Source organism: Fischerella sp. PCC 9605 (genome assembly GCF_000517105.1).
In the GTDB taxonomy this organism is placed as follows: Bacteria; Cyanobacteriota; Cyanobacteriia; order Cyanobacteriales; family Nostocaceae; genus PCC9605.
On the sequence record NZ_KI912148.1, the window covers coordinates 2005715 to 2022629 of the forward strand.

The 16915-nt window shown below is 41.2% G+C and carries 9 protein-coding genes and 2 pseudogenes; 8 read left to right on the plus strand and 3 right to left on the minus strand.

From position 1 onward, the window contains the following. Positions 1 to 139: 139 nt before the first annotated feature. Both FIS9605_RS40780 and FIS9605_RS0111230 read right to left on the minus strand, forming a co-directional pair. Positions 140 to 325, minus strand: a complete 186-nt coding sequence (locus FIS9605_RS40780; RefSeq protein WP_072032379.1) for a DUF4278 domain-containing protein — start codon at positions 323 to 325, stop codon at positions 140 to 142. A gap of 257 nt (positions 326 to 582) precedes the next feature. Further along, on the minus strand, positions 583 to 2241 hold the full coding sequence (locus FIS9605_RS0111230) for a cyclic peptide export ABC transporter (RefSeq protein WP_026732677.1): 1659 nt from the start codon (positions 2239 to 2241) through the stop codon (positions 583 to 585). A 256-nt stretch (positions 2242 to 2497) separates the two neighbouring features. Between FIS9605_RS0111230 and FIS9605_RS0111235 the strand changes: the two genes are divergently transcribed. From FIS9605_RS0111235 to FIS9605_RS0111255, 4 genes are all read left to right on the plus strand, one after another. Then, positions 2498 to 3781, plus strand: coding sequence for a flavin-containing monooxygenase (locus FIS9605_RS0111235; protein ID WP_026732678.1), 1284 nt, complete (start codon positions 2498 to 2500; stop codon positions 3779 to 3781). A 238-nt stretch (positions 3782 to 4019) separates the two neighbouring features. Then, positions 4020 to 4217 (plus strand): hypothetical protein, encoded by a 198-nt coding sequence (locus FIS9605_RS0111240; RefSeq protein ID WP_026732679.1) that lies wholly within the window; start codon positions 4020 to 4022, stop codon positions 4215 to 4217. A 165-nt stretch (positions 4218 to 4382) separates the two neighbouring features. Beyond that, entirely contained in the window at positions 4383 to 5870 is a 1488-nt protein-coding gene (locus FIS9605_RS0111245) for a hypothetical protein (protein WP_026732680.1), read from the plus strand. A gap of 603 nt (positions 5871 to 6473) precedes the next feature. After that, positions 6474 to 13733 (plus strand): LamG-like jellyroll fold domain-containing protein, encoded by a 7260-nt coding sequence (locus FIS9605_RS0111255; protein WP_026732681.1) that lies wholly within the window; start codon positions 6474 to 6476, stop codon positions 13731 to 13733. Between the two features lie 357 nt (positions 13734 to 14090). Here the strand turns inward: FIS9605_RS0111255 and FIS9605_RS0111260 are convergent, their stop codons facing one another. Next, positions 14091 to 15275 carry an RNA-guided endonuclease InsQ/TnpB family protein gene (locus FIS9605_RS0111260; protein WP_026732682.1) on the minus strand — a complete coding sequence of 395 codons (1185 nt, stop codon included), beginning with the start codon at positions 15273 to 15275 and terminating at the stop codon, positions 14091 to 14093. Between the two features lie 190 nt (positions 15276 to 15465). On the opposite strand from FIS9605_RS0111260, the pseudogene FIS9605_RS46055 reads away from it, so the two are divergent. The 4 genes and pseudogenes from FIS9605_RS46055 to FIS9605_RS0111275 form a co-directional block, all read left to right on the plus strand. Next, positions 15466 to 15672 (plus strand): annotated as a pseudogene (locus FIS9605_RS46055) (transposase); the annotation flags it as partial. Between the two features lie 110 nt (positions 15673 to 15782). Beyond that, positions 15783 to 16007, plus strand: a pseudogene (gene tnpA, locus FIS9605_RS46060) (IS200/IS605 family transposase); the annotation flags it as partial. 117 nt (positions 16008 to 16124) lie between these two features. Further along, positions 16125 to 16373: a UPF0175 family protein gene (locus tag FIS9605_RS0111270; RefSeq protein WP_026732683.1), complete on the plus strand. Its 249-nt coding sequence runs from the start codon at positions 16125 to 16127 to the stop codon at positions 16371 to 16373. Then, a complete protein-coding gene (locus tag FIS9605_RS0111275) occupies positions 16370 to 16864 on the plus strand; it encodes a DUF3368 domain-containing protein (RefSeq protein ID WP_026732684.1) in 495 nt (164 codons plus the stop codon). The genes FIS9605_RS0111270 and FIS9605_RS0111275 overlap by 4 nt, the downstream gene beginning before the upstream one ends. Positions 16865 to 16915: the final 51 nt, after the last annotated feature.

The window sequence follows — 16915 nt, forward strand, 5'->3', positions numbered from 1 at the left end:
ACAGGTCAATTGTCGATGTAGAAAAGTTAAGGATTTTGAAAACAGAGGCAACTTAACTTTAAACTAAATGGCGATCGCACAACTTTATCAATGCGATCGCTATTGTGTCATCAAATAATTCTTGGCTTGAGAACAAGCTTCACCGCCAGTCAATGTAAGTAATACCGCGATACTTCAACAGTCGTGGGGACTGGTGCTGTCTTACAACTTTGGGCAAGTGAAATCTCGTCTTTACACCCCGATAGATGCCAATCCTATTTCCTTCAGTTATGCAGGTATTATAAGGATTATATTCATAATTGGCAGCTCGATAAGTTAATTGCATAATGCTATCCTGCTAGGGAATGTGTAACGCTTACATTCCTACTTATAGGTTTTGGAGAAATAATAGTCGATACAGAAAAGTTAAGGATTTTTATTACTTAACTTATGATGCTAAGCCGATTTTGAAGAAATCAAAGTACTTAATTTTTATAAATCAACATACCAATAGCATCCGAATTATAAAAACATTACTTGAGTTGCGATGTAGCGTGAATATTTTTCCAAATCGTCAGCACTCGTTTTAATGACATTACCATTTTAGCTGTGCGCCGAAAACCTTGATATTTGCGGTATTACACAATTGTGAACATTTTCCACCTTGCCATAATCTAGCTTCACTATTCGGTCTGATAAATAAAAATATTGGTCGTCATGAGTAACAACTATCACAGTTTTGCCCTTATTCTTCAATTCAGGTAATATCTGCTTATAAAAAATCTTTTTAAATACAGGATCTTGATCGGAAGCCCATTCATCAAATACATAAATAGGTCGGTCTTCTAAATAAGCAGTCAATAAAGCTAAACGTTTTCGCTGTCCTTGAGATAATGAGGTAGTAGAAAGTATACCATTTTTGACTTTAACTCTTTTATCTAGTTGTAATTTAACTAGATAATCATATATTTGCTCGTCAGCAATAGTTTTACCTAAATTCAAGAAATTATCGAATAGATAAAAATCGGAAAATACAACTGAAAAATGTTGGCGAAACCACTCTTGATTTTCTGTAGTAGCTAATTTGCCATTGAGATAGATTTTTCCACTTTCAGGAACGTATAAACCAGTGATTAGCTTAACAAGAGTAGACTTACCGCTACCATTACCACCGACAATAAAAATAATTTCACCACCCGAAACAGTCAAATCAATTGGGCCAAGAGTAAAAGCTGTATCTTCTGAGTCTTGATGATAGGTATGAGTGATACCCACAAATTCTAAACGGTGACAAAAATTATCTGATTCATCCCAATCCATTAAATTACTTTCATAACAGTGATTGGACAATGATATTTTGAGAGAGTTAACCTTCTTTAAAGCAACAGTTGCTTTGCTGAAAGTAGGAATAGCACTCATAATGTAGTCTAAAGGTGAAAGCAGGTAGAGAATAGTCAGCGCATATCCAGATAAAATATGAGTGGGGATAGTTTGGAGAATAGGCAGAGCAAAAATTACCAGTCCAACAACCACAAAAAACAAGCTATTCCCCCAACTAGCAGCAACTGCAAATATAGTCATCCCAACTACATTTTTACGCCGATATAATTGTGCAGTTTCTCTCAGTTCTTTCTTTAAAAATGTTTGTCGTCGCTGATAGTGAAGCTTCAGTTCTTTGGTTCCTTCAGTGATGCTCTGAAAATGATTAAACAATTTATCTTCTTGCTGACGAGCTAAGGTAAAAAATAGTATTGCTTTGTCTGCTACCTGTTGATAGCTAAATATTCCTACTAATAAAGAAATGACCACCAGAAAAAATATCGTTGGAGATAACCAAAACAAATAAAAAAGGCTACTCACTACAATAGTAATGTCAATACACAATGTAGGAATAACGTAAACCGTGTTAGAAATTGCTAAAACATCATCAGTTAGTGTAGCTAAAATGCTATGCTTTCCTAAACTCTCTAAATCATGTAGTGGTGCAGCTAAAATTCTCTCACTCAAGATGAGTCGTAATTCTAAAATTGCTTTTTCTGACAAATTTATTAATAAATATTTAGAAATAATATTAGTAATAAATTTTAGAACACAAAAACCTACGAAACTCCAAATTAATGTTGTTCTCAGTGATGATTGATTAACTTGAGTGTTTATTATTATAAGCAATGCGGCTGTACTAACACCACTCAATAAACCCATGAAAGCAGCAAGAGCTAGGATTTTCCAAGAAGAGCGTAACAGTAAAGTTATTAAGTTCATGCCAACTCTTTTGTTATAGATAGTCTTGCTGTTTATATATAAAAGTTGAGGATTGCAGTGTCGATACAGAAAAGTTAAGGAAATAGGGAGGAAAATGACTTAACTTACAAACTTAACAATTGAATAGAGGAGGTAGAAACGAGATTTAAGTAGGTTGGTAACGGCTCAAATTCCTTAACTAATCTACATCGACTATTGCAGCCCCAAATTTTATAAAGAAAGAGAACAGTTAAGATTTGCCATCAAAGTCAATTTTATGAACGCTAAACTAGACGCGATCGTCATTGGGGCTGGTTTTTGCGGTATTACCGTCGCTGCAAGTTTAAAAAAATTTGGGATTGATAATTTTGTTGTGATAGAGAAAGGTGAAACTGTCGCAACTATCTGGAAAAACGCCTACGAACGATTAGTTACTCAAAATCCCTATTTTACTTTACCTTTTTTTGAGGGCAAGGGAAAATATTCCGCGTTTAAGACCAAAGATGAAATGGTGCAGTATTTAACAGAATATACACATCATTTCCAGGTTTATTCGCATATTCATTTTGGCGAGGAGGTGCAAAGTATTACTAAGATTTATAATCAAAATCAAACAGATTATAATTGGCAGATACAAACAACTAAAGACATTCTATACAGCAAGATTCTTGTTATCTGTACTGGACTAACTAATGAACCTGTGATACCAAACTTTTTTGGGCAAGAATATTTTGCAGGGGAGATTATTCATAGTAGTGCCTATCAAAACGGTATTCCTTATCGAAATAAGAAAGTTTTAGTCGTTGGTTCGGGAAATTCAGCAGCAGAAATAGCACTAGATTTATATGAGCATGGTGCTGCTGATCTTCAGATGTTAATTCGTGGTCAACGCTGGGTATTTCCTCTTTATCCGAGACTGCGATCGCTACAATATTTGTTATGGCGAAGCAGGTCATACTTTAAACAGTTGTTTAATCAAAATACAACAGATACTAGAATAGAAGCTATGGAGAGAGCCATAGACTTCTCTCCAGAAGAATTGCAAGCAGACATCAAGGAAACTGATAAATTTATTCAGCGTTTTGCTTTAGATTTGAGTGCATACTCTATCTATCCAGAAGATAAAGGGCCAATGGATATGGAAGTTAATCATGGTCGTGTCGCATGGGTAGATAGAGGTACTGTCAAACAAATCAAAAAAGGAAATATTCAAGTAATCTCTAGTAGTATTCAGCAACTCACAAAAACAGGCGTAATTTTTGCCAATGGTAGATCGCAAGATTACGATGCAATTATTTTAGGTACTGGCTTTCGTCCTGGCATCAATAAAATATTGAGGCAGCCTGAATTGTATCTAAATGTGAATGATAGGTTATTACCAAAAACAGATGGTAAATGCCAATCTATTGTTGACCCTACACTTTACTTTGTAGGCTTTGAGAAAATTGTGGGTGCATCCGCAACTTATGGATATTATGGCTGGTGTACAGGTAAAAGAATTGCTCTTCAATTGCTGGAAAGCCAATTTTCATCGCGTCAAGAATATAATGTTTTACTCTAGTGGTCTGTCTAATTAATTGTGATAGTCAAGTTAAAGTTGTTCGTAGTAAGGACTTTAGTCCTTATTTTCTAAGCATAAAATGCTTACTACAAACCTATCAATATTTTTTGATATTATAAAAGTTAAGTTTCGAGTTAAGTCAGTTCTCACCTTTAATTCCTTAACTTTTCTGTATCGACTTTTATGTTTGCCAATTCTATAAAGATAACAGAACACCTGAAATCAAGGAGTTGAACTGATGAATCGTGTAATGAATTCTATGAACAATATGCGCTGGAACAAATTTTTGACCATCGCTTTACCAATCAGCATATTGTTATTTACACAAGCTTGTGCGCCACGAAGAATTTTGAGCGATAAAGACAATCCTTCTAATCCTGCATCATCTATTGCCCAGAATCCTGTTAAATCTCCACTCAATCATGGTGGTAATTAAATTTGTCTAATCTTCTGGCATAAGTAAGATTAATCTGTCATCAAAAGTTTCCGAAAATTTAAATCTCCCGATGTGTTTTTTCTCAATTAATAGAACTTACACTTATTAATTTTGTGGAAGTTCTTTCACTCTACTCTAGTTAATCAAACCAGGTAAGAACAAACTATGGCAACTAATTTTCAACCCTTTGAATCCCAGTTCAATAAGGCACTAGCAAAGAAAGCGACCGAAGCTATAGGATCGTTAGGTAATATCACAATCACGCCGATCAATATAGGTGGTGCTGGTAACTTCAATTGGTTTTGGGAACAACAGGATAATTTCAATCTCAACACATACAACTACCTGAGTCAGGTTGTAAATCCTGTTGTAAATGGAGCGCTTGTGCTTGGCGATCCTGCATCGTTTATCAATGACTATGTTACTGCAATCCAAGATATCAGTTTTAGCCTGTCGAGCGATGACCAAAACAAACTCAACCAAGCGGATACTAACGCCGCTGTACTAATCAATGCTGTTGTCAGTGTCTATGAGCAGACTTACGGCCCGATTACGTCGGACGAAATGAAAAGCGCCTCTGATGACAGTGGCTTAGATATCCAGACCAAACTTGACTATGTGGTTAACTACAAAGCTGGCTATCTTTGGAGTTGTGCTAAAGCTGAGAAAAAGCGCGTACTCAACCTTGTAGAAATGGAGTCAGCCTCTAACTTGACTCAACTACTCTCGTGCGCGCCGGCTTCGGCTCAAACCATTATCGGGGTGATCGCTAATTACCTGAATGCAATCTCAGCCGTGATTCCCCTTAAAGATGCCATATCCAACGCAAACCATACACTCTTTGCACTCAAGGCTAACGCAACAACCCCAACAACAAGTAACGGGGGTATGACCACAATCGCTGATGACGGTTCTAAAGACATTCGTGTCGGCTTTATCATTAACCAAGACGAATCAAGCATCAAAAATGCTCTGAATAACCAGAACAATAAAGTTGTACTCACGATGTCAGCCAAAAGGGTTAACGAAACTACCGTAAACGTTAACGTAGATAATCAAGGTGGTGTGGCTGTTCCGCTTGACTTCCTCGAACTGGTTGCATCGGGAAGCAGCAAGTTTAATCTGTACTCCTTCAAGGGTGCTGGTGAAACTGTCAGTGTTGAGTTGACCTTCACTGGCGTAAACCTAGTAACTATGTCTCCTATAGCCTATGAGATAGATACTAATTCAGGCTGGTACGATCCACAGCCGATCCGGGATGCGGTCGCTAATGGCAATAAAGATGTGACTGGTTATAAGTTCTCTGTACAGCCTTCATTCGACTTTTCCCAAGGCGGTAACTTTGGTTTGCTCAACGCCTTGGCGATCGCCAATTATCCGACGGTTAAGATAACCTACACAGCAGGGAACTTCAGTGATTTCCAAGAAAGTTTTCAACAGGAATCACACTGGGATATTAGGCTCTTTGGTTTGTTTAAGATAGGTAGCTTCAGTGAAAGCCTTTACCAAAGTAGTAGGGTAACGAAGGGCGAGAGTGGTTCATTTTCTGTCACCTTTACGCCAGATAAGCAAGTTTTAACTGTACCACCTCTCGATCAAATGGCGTATGTCATTGGTGGACAAGCTACTCATCCAGGTGTCCCGACTCGCTGATGAGTAAGATTAGTAATTAATTGAGCCTTCTCTGAAATCAGAGAAGGTTTTTCTTTTATACCAATTCTGTTTAGCCTTACCACGCCACTACTAGTTTGCCATAAAGATTTTGACAGGTTAATGGGCAATACAGTTGGTGCTAGTACTCTTAGTGTCTTAGTGTCTTGGTGGTTTCAAGATGATCTTTTTCACCACAAAGACACCAAGACACCAAGACAAACCTATCAAAATCAATTTGGTTGAGTACTACGGTAATTTTATTTATACTTGATAAATAAACTCTTAGTTAAATAATGACGCTGTAAAAGTTAAGTTTCGAGTTAAGTTAGCTTCTATCTTGAATTACTTAACTTTTCTGTATCGACTTTTATATTTGCAAATTATATAAAGATAAAAGAACAACTGAAATCAAGGATTTGAACTGATGAAGAAAGGTTAATCTGTCATCAAAGGTTTCCGAAGATTTGAATCTCCCGATTAATTTGTCAAAATTCATAGAACTTACACATATAAACTTTGTGTAAGTTCTTTCCTTCATTCTGTTTTACTAAGCGACAAAACGAAAAGTTTTACACCACATGAACTAGTAACTAGGAAAAAAATATGCAGCCACAATGGGATAACTATTTACAGACATACACTAACAAAGCTTATCAGTATACAACTCTGGTCGAGCATACAGGGGTATTGATATCCTTTGCAATGGACAGCGTTCGCCGCATCTATTACACTGTTCTTGACCAACAAAATGACCCCCAACCCATTGATGCCAGAAATTGGTCGCCTTCACCCCAAGAATTGATTTTTCCCAACGAAATTACTCAAGTTGGGTTTGGTATTCTTCCCAATAAAGTTTTACCAACTGTCAGAAGCAACGATCAACCTGCTATTAACCCTTCAGAAATCGATTTATTTCGTTCAACAACCGCAAGGCTAACAGCAGACGCACCGTTTCAAGTATTGAGTGACGGACAATATATTTACCTTTTCCGTCAGTCTATCGATGGCAATAATCCTGATAATGTTACTGTCATAAATTCAGATAATCAAACACCAATTCCGATTGTTAACCAAACTCTCTTAGTAGATAGATTTATTCTCTCCGGTACGCAACTCAAAACAGCTAGAGAAGTTCGTTATCGTCGCAGTCGCCATAAAATTATTAAGAGTGGTGCTAAAGATACTTTAGGCGCTACAGATATGAATAATCGTCCATTTTATGAGCCAACTATGGAGTTAGATTTTATCCGTAATTTGGTTGATGGACAGTTTACAGTTTTGCAAGTCCCAACGAGTATTCCTGACATTAAACGTTGGCAGATATTTGTCCATAATCAACTGACTGACAGAATTGATGCTTACAATATCGAACGTTCTGCTGATGGATTTTTTAACACTCAAGGTACAGAAAGTCCAGATGCATTTGAGAAGATGGGTTATGCAGAAACAGCGTTAAGGCTGGATGCTGATACCTATATTGCAGGTAAAGCGCAAGTCCTCAACAAAAAAGAGTTTAATATTTCTGCTTGGATTAAACCAGAAACTACTGGTGTGATTTACTCAGAAGGAACACCAGAAGCAGTTTTCCAAATCAGCTTGGTAGAAACTCAGTTAAATACTGATGGACAAGTTGTTCCTGGTTATGGGGTGCAGGTAACTGCTAACTCCAAGACAGTCACCTCTGCTGCTAATGTCATCAAAATTGGGCAATGGAACCATATTAGTATTTCTGTTGCCCCAGCTCCAGATGCCATAAATCCACCCGCAAATTCTGGTGTAGTGAAAATTCAGGTTGGTGATGCGGTTGTTAATGGTGATGGGGAGGAGAATCAATATTTATTGTTTCCCACGACTTCCGAGGCGACAACTTACATGGTTGTGGGGAGAAATGTCGGTTCGCTGTACGGTGGATCGCAATCCGCCTCGCCTATTGTTGCAACTGTTGATGAATTATCGATTTGGGAACGGGAACGTTCCGAAATTGAAGTTACCAAAACTAAAAAGTTTCGCAAGGCGGGGAATGAACCAGGTTTACTTACCTATTGGCAGTTTGACGAAGGAAACGGCACAACTGTTTACGATCGCACAGACGCGCTGAACAATGGTAGTATCCAGGGACAACCGCAGTGGGTGCAATCTGACGCACCTGTGGGCGATAACCCGGGTATCCAACGAACGAGTTTTGGATTTGGCGATCGCACTGTTGCAGGTAAAGGTATCTCTGCTTTGCTGTATTATCAGCAAGAAGAACTACCTTCGGGACATAATGGCACACCTGCACCCGTCAAGCAAAATGCCCGTGTGATGGTGGCGGTAGCAACAGCAAGTGAAAACGATGATAAGAAGAAAATTGCCGTCCTTGACTTTGCTGTTAGTAAACGAGGTCGTTTGTCGCAGATTCCCGATAATATTCGTCTCCCGTTAATAGAAACCAAGACAAAAGATCCGAATACCTTTATTAACCAAATCATTCAATTAGAACAAACAGACATCCTCAATACACAACGGGAAATTGCATCTCTCAATCAACAAATTTCTACTCAACAAGCAACAATCCAAAGACTGATTAGAGATAGGACAAATAGAGAACAACTTAAAGCAAATCTAGAAAATGGTAAAGGCGTTACAGGATATTCTCAGCCTGGATTTACAGGTGTTAGTCAGAGGTTAGGGATAGGTGAACATCCGACTTTGCGGATTGCAATTAACTCCGTGAAACCAGATCCAGGTTTGTATATCCTCCTGTATGAACAACCAAACTTCCAAGGATCTTCCCGCGCCCAATATGAGGACGAAAATAGATTAGGTAGCACTTATTTTCTGAGTAATTACATGAGTGCGAAGGTGCTGCCTACTTCGAGTTTCCAGTATCAACTGAATTTATACAACTCAGAAATTGCCAACATCAACCAACAAATCACCAACATTCAAACGGTAATTATTCCCAACTTAAATAAGCAGCTAACAGCACAAACAGAACATCTGCAAAACTTACAAGCACAACTGGCTGATTTACGCGCCCAACTGCAAGGTAAGTTTGCTTTTCCCATGCAGTTAATCCATATTGACTCCAATGGTTTTAATCTGGTGGGTGGACTGCTAGATTTTGCTTGGACAAATGATGCACCGCAACTATTTGAAAGTGCAAATGGAATGCTGCGGTTGTATTTCCGGGGTAGTGCAGATCAGTTTTTTGCTGTCACCTACGACACCAATGTTGCCCGTGCTAGCATTTCACTTTCTAATAGCGTGGAACTGCGCGAACGTTCTCCAGGACTGGGACGCAGCGAAATAAAAGTGGTTATGGGCAGTGATGCCAATCCCGACGGCACTACTGTCAATATTACCGATGGGGCAGATGCCAATACTTGCAGTGTCACCCTAGAAAATAGCTTGCTGAAAATTACAGAAACTTGGGAACGAGTCCCCCGCAGTCCGATGGGATTGGCACGGGTGTTGAGTGGAAAAGCGCGGGATGTCGTATATCTCGGTCGTTTGGGTGCAGATGTGACGGGTACGGTTGATACAATTACCCTAGCGGAACCTGTGAGTCAACGTTACGAACAGGGTGCAACGCTGGTGATTGGCGAAGGAACTATTGCCTTAAGGAAAGCGATCGCACCTGGCGATAAAGAAATTACCATTGCCAAAACTACCTTTACAGATACCTTGCCTGCTGGTACAACCATCAACTTGATTGAGTACGATTATGACCGTTACAGCAACTTCAGCAATACAGGCACTCTCATGAATGCCCCTTATAATCTCAAATACGGTTCTGTTCTGGTAGAAGTCGCTGGAGTAACAAACGCAGGTAATATTGAAAATCTCGCTACTCGTCCCCTTACCGGATTATCTCAGCCCAACACTTGGATTACCAACACCCCAGGCAATGCCCTGCAAATTCGGAATGGACATTTAAGCGGCGATGCTACCGAGTTATCACACCAAGGCGACATTTCCCTAGAAGCTTGGATTCGTCCCGACAAGGAAATTTCTCGTAACGTTACTTGGATTGTCTCTCAAAATTCTCCCACATCTAGGTATTGTTTGGGGGTTCAAGGACAGCCTGTAAATTCTGCCCTGCAATTTAACGGACAGAGTGATTATATCCAAGCCGCTAACATTAACTTGGCGAATCAATCCTTCACAGTCGAATTTTGGGCAAAACGAGATTCCGCCAGCCTTAATGCTTTCTTCTCAGCAGTTCTCACCCAAGGAAAACCCACCAATAATAACCAACTGCACTTCGGTTTCCGCCAGAATGGAGTCTTTAGCTTTGCCTTTTATGGCAACGATTTAAATACACCGACTGGTGTTGCGAATGATACTAATTGGCATCACTGGGCTTGTACTTTTGATGCCCAAAGCCGCAAGCGCATCATTTACAGAGATGGGACGCTTGTTGCTGAAGATACAGCCACAGCAGCTTACCAAGGTACAGGGGCATTACTCATTGCTACAATTGAGAATCCCACAAAACAGTTCTATTTCCAAGGTGCAATTGATGAAATTCGGATTTGGGGAAAAGTACGTAGCCAAGCTGAGATTAATAATACTAGAGATTGCCGTTTAAATGGTAATGAATCAGGACTGCGGGCTTATTATCATTTTGAAGATAGAACAGCAAGCGATCGCACTGGTAACACCGCCAATGATGGGCAAATTTTCGGCACTCTCCCTAGAGTAGAATCAGGGCTGACAGCCTACAACGTTGTAGCAGGGGTAAGAAACCGCTACGTCACCACCACTGAACCAATGTGGACAAATTCTTGGGAACACATCGCAGCTACCTACGCCGAAGCTTATGCCCTGCGATTCAATGGTGTAAATAGTTACCTCGATTGTGGCAATCAAGTTTCCTTGGGGGTAGATAATCAACTCACTATTGAACTTACCGTAACTTTACCTGCTGTAGATCGGGCGTTCTACCCGTTGTTACAAAAAGGCAGAATTGGCAGAGACAACCCCGAACTCACCTGTTGGCTATACCTCAGACGGGATTCTGCTTCTAGCTATAGCCTGTGTTTTGGTTACGAAGATAATCAATCACAGCCACACCTTGTTATCGCCTCTGTCAACGCACCTACGCCTGGTACTCCTGTGAACATCGCCGTTACAGGCAGGCAGAGTGATAACGGTTACACAATTAACCTGTACTGGAACGGAGAATTACGGAAAACTGAACTCGTTGCTGGTAGCGGTAAACCAGTCACCAATTTACAACCCCTAGAAGTTGGTAAGTGTGATGGTATACCCCAAGGGACAACAATTGCCAATGGTTATCCTCGCTATCTGTTGGGAACCATCAGCGCCTTGCGTGTGTGGAACCGGGCTTTAGCTAGGAACGAATTGCACCAAAGCAACAGCGATCGCGATAAATTAGCGGGTGAGTGGCGATTTAATGAAGGTTCAGGTAACACTACTGCCAATTTAATTGGCAACAATGAAGCCAGAATCATCGGTGCAACCTGGGTTCCTGACCCTTCACCAACATCTACCAAACTTGAAGTATACATCAACGGTATGCCGGCACAGATTGCCCCAAGAAGTGCGATCGCCCTCCCAGACAATCAGTTTACCTTGGGTCGAGATTTCCGGGGAGCAATTGATGAAGTCCGCATCTGGAAACAGTTCCGCACCCAAGAGCAAATTCTCGACAACCTATTTGGACAACTCAAGGGCGAACGGGAAAACCTGCTGGCTTACTACGAATTTGAATCCGATCCCACAACCGCAGGTAAAGTCACTACCGTCAATGACAGCAGCCTGCGGGGGAATCACCTCACTGCTAGCAATGATGCTGATATTCAGCATACCTTCTCCCAAGCGCCACTGTCTGATGAAATTCCCCTAGTCAGGAATGCACTGGGTAGTGTAAGTAACAGATACCAAACTAATATTACTAGCCGTCCGGCGATCGCTGAATACGCAGACATCCAAACCGCCAACGATGGCGAAATTAGGGGAGTTCACAAACGCTGTTACTGTTTTGTCCAAAATGGTCATTGGTATCTATTGACAGGCTATAAACTCGGTAATCTCATCACCGAATGGATTAGTCAAGTACAATTTGCACCACAAATCAAAGGTTTCATCGAAGGTGCGCCCCCTGTTCCTTCCAAAAACCTTACCGCCGGGCCAATTGACGATTCTTTGCGTGACTATGTTGATACCACTTCTGTGGAATTTGTCGAAGCTGATAGCGTTTCCTATACTCTATCCGCCAGCAAAGATAGCAGCTTCAACTCTTCGTTTGAGGGTTCCTTATCCCTAACACTAGAGCAAAGTATTGAAACAGTCATCGCTCCTTTTGGTGGCGGGATTACTATCGAACTAGCTTCTGGTGGGACTAAAATCGGTCAGTCAGTCAAATTAGACACAGAGTTGAAATGGTCGAGCAATCAGCAACAAAGTAACAAAACCAATGTCAGTAAAATGACTACAGTGGGATTAGGTGGTGCTTGGGAAGACTCAGATATCAACAGACGGCTAAACAAAGCTATGGCTCGCCGTTACCAACCATCGAATGTAGGATTTGCTCTGGTAGAATCAGAAACTGCTGATGTGTATGCTATTCGTTTGGCGCATAATCGTGCTTTAGTTGCCTTCCGGATGGTTCCCAATCCCGATATTCCCAAGGATACCAATATTATCCCCTTCCCCATCAACCCCCGCTACACCAAACAAGGCACACTCGATGGTGCTGTAGGATACGACCAAAACGGCAAGGTATTAGATCCGGATTATCCCGAAGCTACTACCTACGGCGAGTACAGTTACTTCAAACCCAGCGAAGCTTACGCCTTACGTCAACGTATCCAAGCCGAAGAAACTCGCTTGCGTACCTACTATGAGGACTTCCGCACCACACCCCCCGGTGCTACAGGTGTTCTAGCTGGCGGAGTGAGTGGGGCGATCGCCGGATTAGCAGGTGGTGGGCCGATTGTTGCAGCTGCTGGAGTGGCGATCGGTGGTTTAGTCGATGCTTTGACTTCCAACAACGATTTACCAGAACAATATAGTAAACGTAACTTAGTCAACAGCTATGTCTGGACAGCCGATGGTGGACTCTATGCTGAGTCTACAGAAACAACGGATGTGCAACAAGAAAGCACCAGTGGAGCCTACAGTTTTACAGGTAGTACAACCACCAGTGCTTCCGGTTCCTTTGGATTGTTTGGTGCAGAATTTGATTTTGAGGTGAAAGGGTCTTTTGGTGGTAGCCTCAACCTCACCAAAGCCAAAACAAAGGAAGCCAGCCAATCTTTTAGAATCAACCTGAAAAACAACACCCAAGGCGATTTACAGAGATTTAGGCTGGATGAGCGGGGTAACTTGGTGCGGGATGAAGCCGGTCGTCCCATACGGGAATACGATGCGAATGGCAATCCTTTGGATGCTCCCGGTAAAGTCAACGCTTATCGCTTCTTGAGCTTCTACCTCACCCCAGATACACAGAATTACGACGCTTTCTTTAATAACGTCGTCGATCCCATCTGGTTAGAGGAGAATAATTCTCCCAATGCTCAAGCACTCCGCCAAGCGCGACAACCCCAAGGGGGCCCCGCTTGCTGGCGCATCTTCCACCGCGTCACCTTTGTCAGCCGCATTTTACCAGAGTTCCCCGATCCCACAGCGCCACCTCTAGATCGGGCAATTCAGAATACGGACTTAAGTAGCAGTTACGAATTAATCAAGTTAATTGAGCCTTTTGTCCGTAATGCTACGGCTAATGCTGGAGAATTCGATGCTGCTGTCAGGAATGCGATCCATGTCTATTTGCCAGAGTTATCAGAGAGTTTGACTCAGGAGGTTGTGTTGGCGTTAGCTAATTATTTCGATGTGGAGGGAGTAAATTAATTAACACACTCTAAATCAAAGGTAAAGTGTAGAGTGCGTGAGACGAAAAGCCTCACGCATTTTTATATCCTGTTGAACAGGCAGCGTTGATTTATTTGATTCGTGATGGTTCTTATAATGAATTCCTTCTCACCCCACAACAGATGGAATTTTATAAGGAGCTTTGGCTTGAGCGATTATCTCAAGTCAATGAGATGACGAGTTCGGCTGCTTAGTGATCTATAGATCTTGAGCGAAATAAGCAGTTGGGTGAGTATGAAGTGGTCAACGTTGAATTATTCTTCGCTCTGAGCGATCGCGAGCGTAAAAATACAACAGATTTCTCAATTAATCACGGAGTACAGCCTCTTGACATACTCACCGACGTAGAACGTCGATGATTCTTGACGGCTCACAGCAACTAGCTACCGGAGTAGTCTTACAGTCGCTCCCCGTCCGTTTAAGGTCGTGCCGATGCCCCATGCCGACCATTTCTATATTTCTAGAGGCGTTTTCGTCTCTTTCTTGCTCAGTACCGCAACTCAAACAGAGTATTGAGCGAACACAAAGGTCAATTTTACCCCAACGGAAACTACAGTATGAGCATACTTGACTTGTTGGTTGCCATCTATCTATTACTCGAAAATCACGGTTAAATTTTTCTGATTTAGCTTCACAAAGGCTTCTAAATTCTCGCCATCCTTGCAAACTAATTACCCTAGACAGCCTACGGTTTCTGACCATCCCTGATACGTTTAAATCTTCCAGAACAATTACTTGATTATCGTTAACTATTTTGGTTGATAGCTTATGTAAAAAGTCTTTTCTAGTATCAGAAATGCGGTTGTGTAGTTTAGCTATCCTTACGCGAGTTCTATTTCTTCTTTTTGAATCTTTTTGCTGACGTGCTAATTTTCGCTGCAATTTACGAATCTTGCGGTCATGCTTTGAGTAGTTGGGGCTTAAAGCTTTTTCTCCATTACTCATTACAGCAAAAGTTTTCACACCTAAATCAACACCTATGCTTTGGTTTTTGGCAACAGTAAGATTGGGTTCAACTTCTACTACAAAACTCAAGAAATAGCGATTAGCACAATCTTTGATTACCGTGACTGAACTAGGTTCAGACGGTAATTCTCTTGACCAAACTGGTTTGATTGTCCCAATTTTAGCTAAATAAACTTCCCTATCTTTTACAGAGAAACCTGCTTTAGTAAACTCGGCTGATTGCGAGTTAGTCTTTTTCTTGAATCTAGGCACACCAACCTTACCACCCAATATTTTCCCATTACGAGAATTGAAAAAGTTTTTGTAAGCAACATCTAAGTACCTAAGAGACTGTTGCAATGGCACTGAAGAAACCTCAGACAACCATTTTCTTTCATCAGTCTTTTTAGATTGGGTAAGCATTGCTGAGAGTTTGTTATACCCTGGCAATTTTTCAGATTGTTTGCAAAAAGCTAGAGCGTCATTCCAGACAACCCTAACGCAGCCAAACAACCGAGCTAAACTCTGCTGTTGTTGGTCTGTTGGGTAAAATCTATACTGATATCTAGCTTTCATTCTCTGTGCTAAAATTGGTCTGTCAAAATATATTCTACATTGGTCAGTCAAAGATGACCTTCGATGTAATGAATTTAAAAAAGGCGGAGCCTTTATATATATTTAACAAGCCCACTAATTTATTGGTGTGGTGGCACGGCGCAAAGCTTTGCGCCGTGCAAGGCTCCGCCTTTTTTAAATAGGAGAGACTGTGACAAGCGGTTTAAGACATGAAAGACATAGTGTTTCAGACTTAAAAATACATTTGGTCTGCGTCACTAAGTATAGAATAAAGATTTTTACTTCCGAAAGTCTTGAACTAATCCACAGATCATTTGTAGAAGTCTCTAAAAAAATGGACTTTAATGTACTTGAATTCAATGGAGAATCTGACCTTCGATGTAATGAATTTAAAAAAGGCGGAGCCTTTATATATATTTAACAAGCCCACTAATTTATTGGTGTGGTGGCACGGCGCAAAGCTTTGCGTCGTGCAAGGCTCCGCCTTTTTTAAATAGGAGAGACTGTGACCATGTTCATGCATTGATTGAGTTTCCACCAAAGCTCTCAATATCTCAAATTGTTAACGCACTAAAAGGCGTATCTAGCCGTAGATATGGTCAAGCTGGATACCCAAAACCCTATGGCAAACAAGCCTTATGGAGTCCTAGCTATTTTGTGTCTTCTGTTGGTGGTGCGCCACTTGAAGTTCTTAAAAAATACGTCCAAGATCAAGAAAAGCCGTCCTTCTAGGACGGGGTTTTAGACCCAAAATTTCGATAACAAAGGCGATCGCGAATTACATAGCTTGTGAGTTAGTGGGCGAGCAATGAGCTACCCTAAAAATATGATCGGTGAGGCCATCCTGCTATGAGTGTTATAATCTCAGACGAAATTCTGCAAGCATCTGGGCTTACCCCTAGTGAGTTTCGCCAAGAGATTGCATTATACCTTTTCCAGACAGGTCGCTTAAGCTTGGGCTATGCCAGTCAACTAGCGGATATGCAACCAAATAACTTTCGCCAACTCCTTAAGCAGCGCGATATCCCGCTCTATTCCTACGACGTTGAAGACTTTGAACTTGACTTGAAGAACCTGCGGGAGTTGGGACGACTTTGATTGTCATCAGCGATACATCGTTTATCGCGAATTTAGCAGCAATTCAGCACTTGCACCTTTTGCCCCAACTCTACAAACGAGTCACCATTCCTGAAGCGGTATATCGTGAACTTGCAGACATCGATCCTCCCGTTCCAGGAAGCCTCGAAGTTCAAGCCGCTTCCTGGCTTGAAGTTAGACAAGTTGTGAATCGTAACGCTGTTAAACGGCTTCAGCACGAAGTAAAGCTAGATCCTGGAGAATCTGAAGCGATCGCCCTTGCCCTAGAACTCAATGCCGATTTACTGTTGATTGATGAGCGTCGCGGTAGAGCAGAAGCCAATCGCTTGGGGTTAAGGATTACTGGGTTGCTGGGTATTTTGGTTGAGGCTAAACACCAAAATCTCATTGTTGCTATCAAGCCGTTAATGGATACCCTGATTGCTACGTCCGAGTTTAGAGTATCTTCAGCTCTATACAATCAGATTTTAGAGATGGTGGATGAAGCATGATGTCCAAGGGGGTTGAGGGTAACTGCGTTGGCACGGCACAATAACTAGTTA

Coding starts and splice junctions, on each gene's coding strand:
- FIS9605_RS0111240 (WP_026732679.1), top strand. CDS start 4,020: ATGAATCGTGTAATGAATTCTATGAACAATATGCGCTGGAACAAATTT.
- FIS9605_RS0111235 (WP_026732678.1), top strand. CDS start 2,498: ATGAACGCTAAACTAGACGCGATCGTCATTGGGGCTGGTTTTTGCGGT.
- FIS9605_RS0111230 (WP_026732677.1), bottom strand. CDS start 2,241: ATGAACTTAATAACTTTACTGTTACGCTCTTCTTGGAAAATCCTAGCT.
- FIS9605_RS0111245 (WP_026732680.1), top strand. CDS start 4,383: ATGGCAACTAATTTTCAACCCTTTGAATCCCAGTTCAATAAGGCACTA.
- FIS9605_RS0111270 (WP_026732683.1), top strand. CDS start 16,125: ATGAGTGTTATAATCTCAGACGAAATTCTGCAAGCATCTGGGCTTACC.
- FIS9605_RS40780 (WP_072032379.1), bottom strand. CDS start 325: ATGCAATTAACTTATCGAGCTGCCAATTATGAATATAATCCTTATAAT.
- FIS9605_RS0111260 (WP_026732682.1), bottom strand. CDS start 15,275: ATGAAAGCTAGATATCAGTATAGATTTTACCCAACAGACCAACAACAG.
- FIS9605_RS0111255 (WP_026732681.1), top strand. CDS start 6,474: ATGCAGCCACAATGGGATAACTATTTACAGACATACACTAACAAAGCT.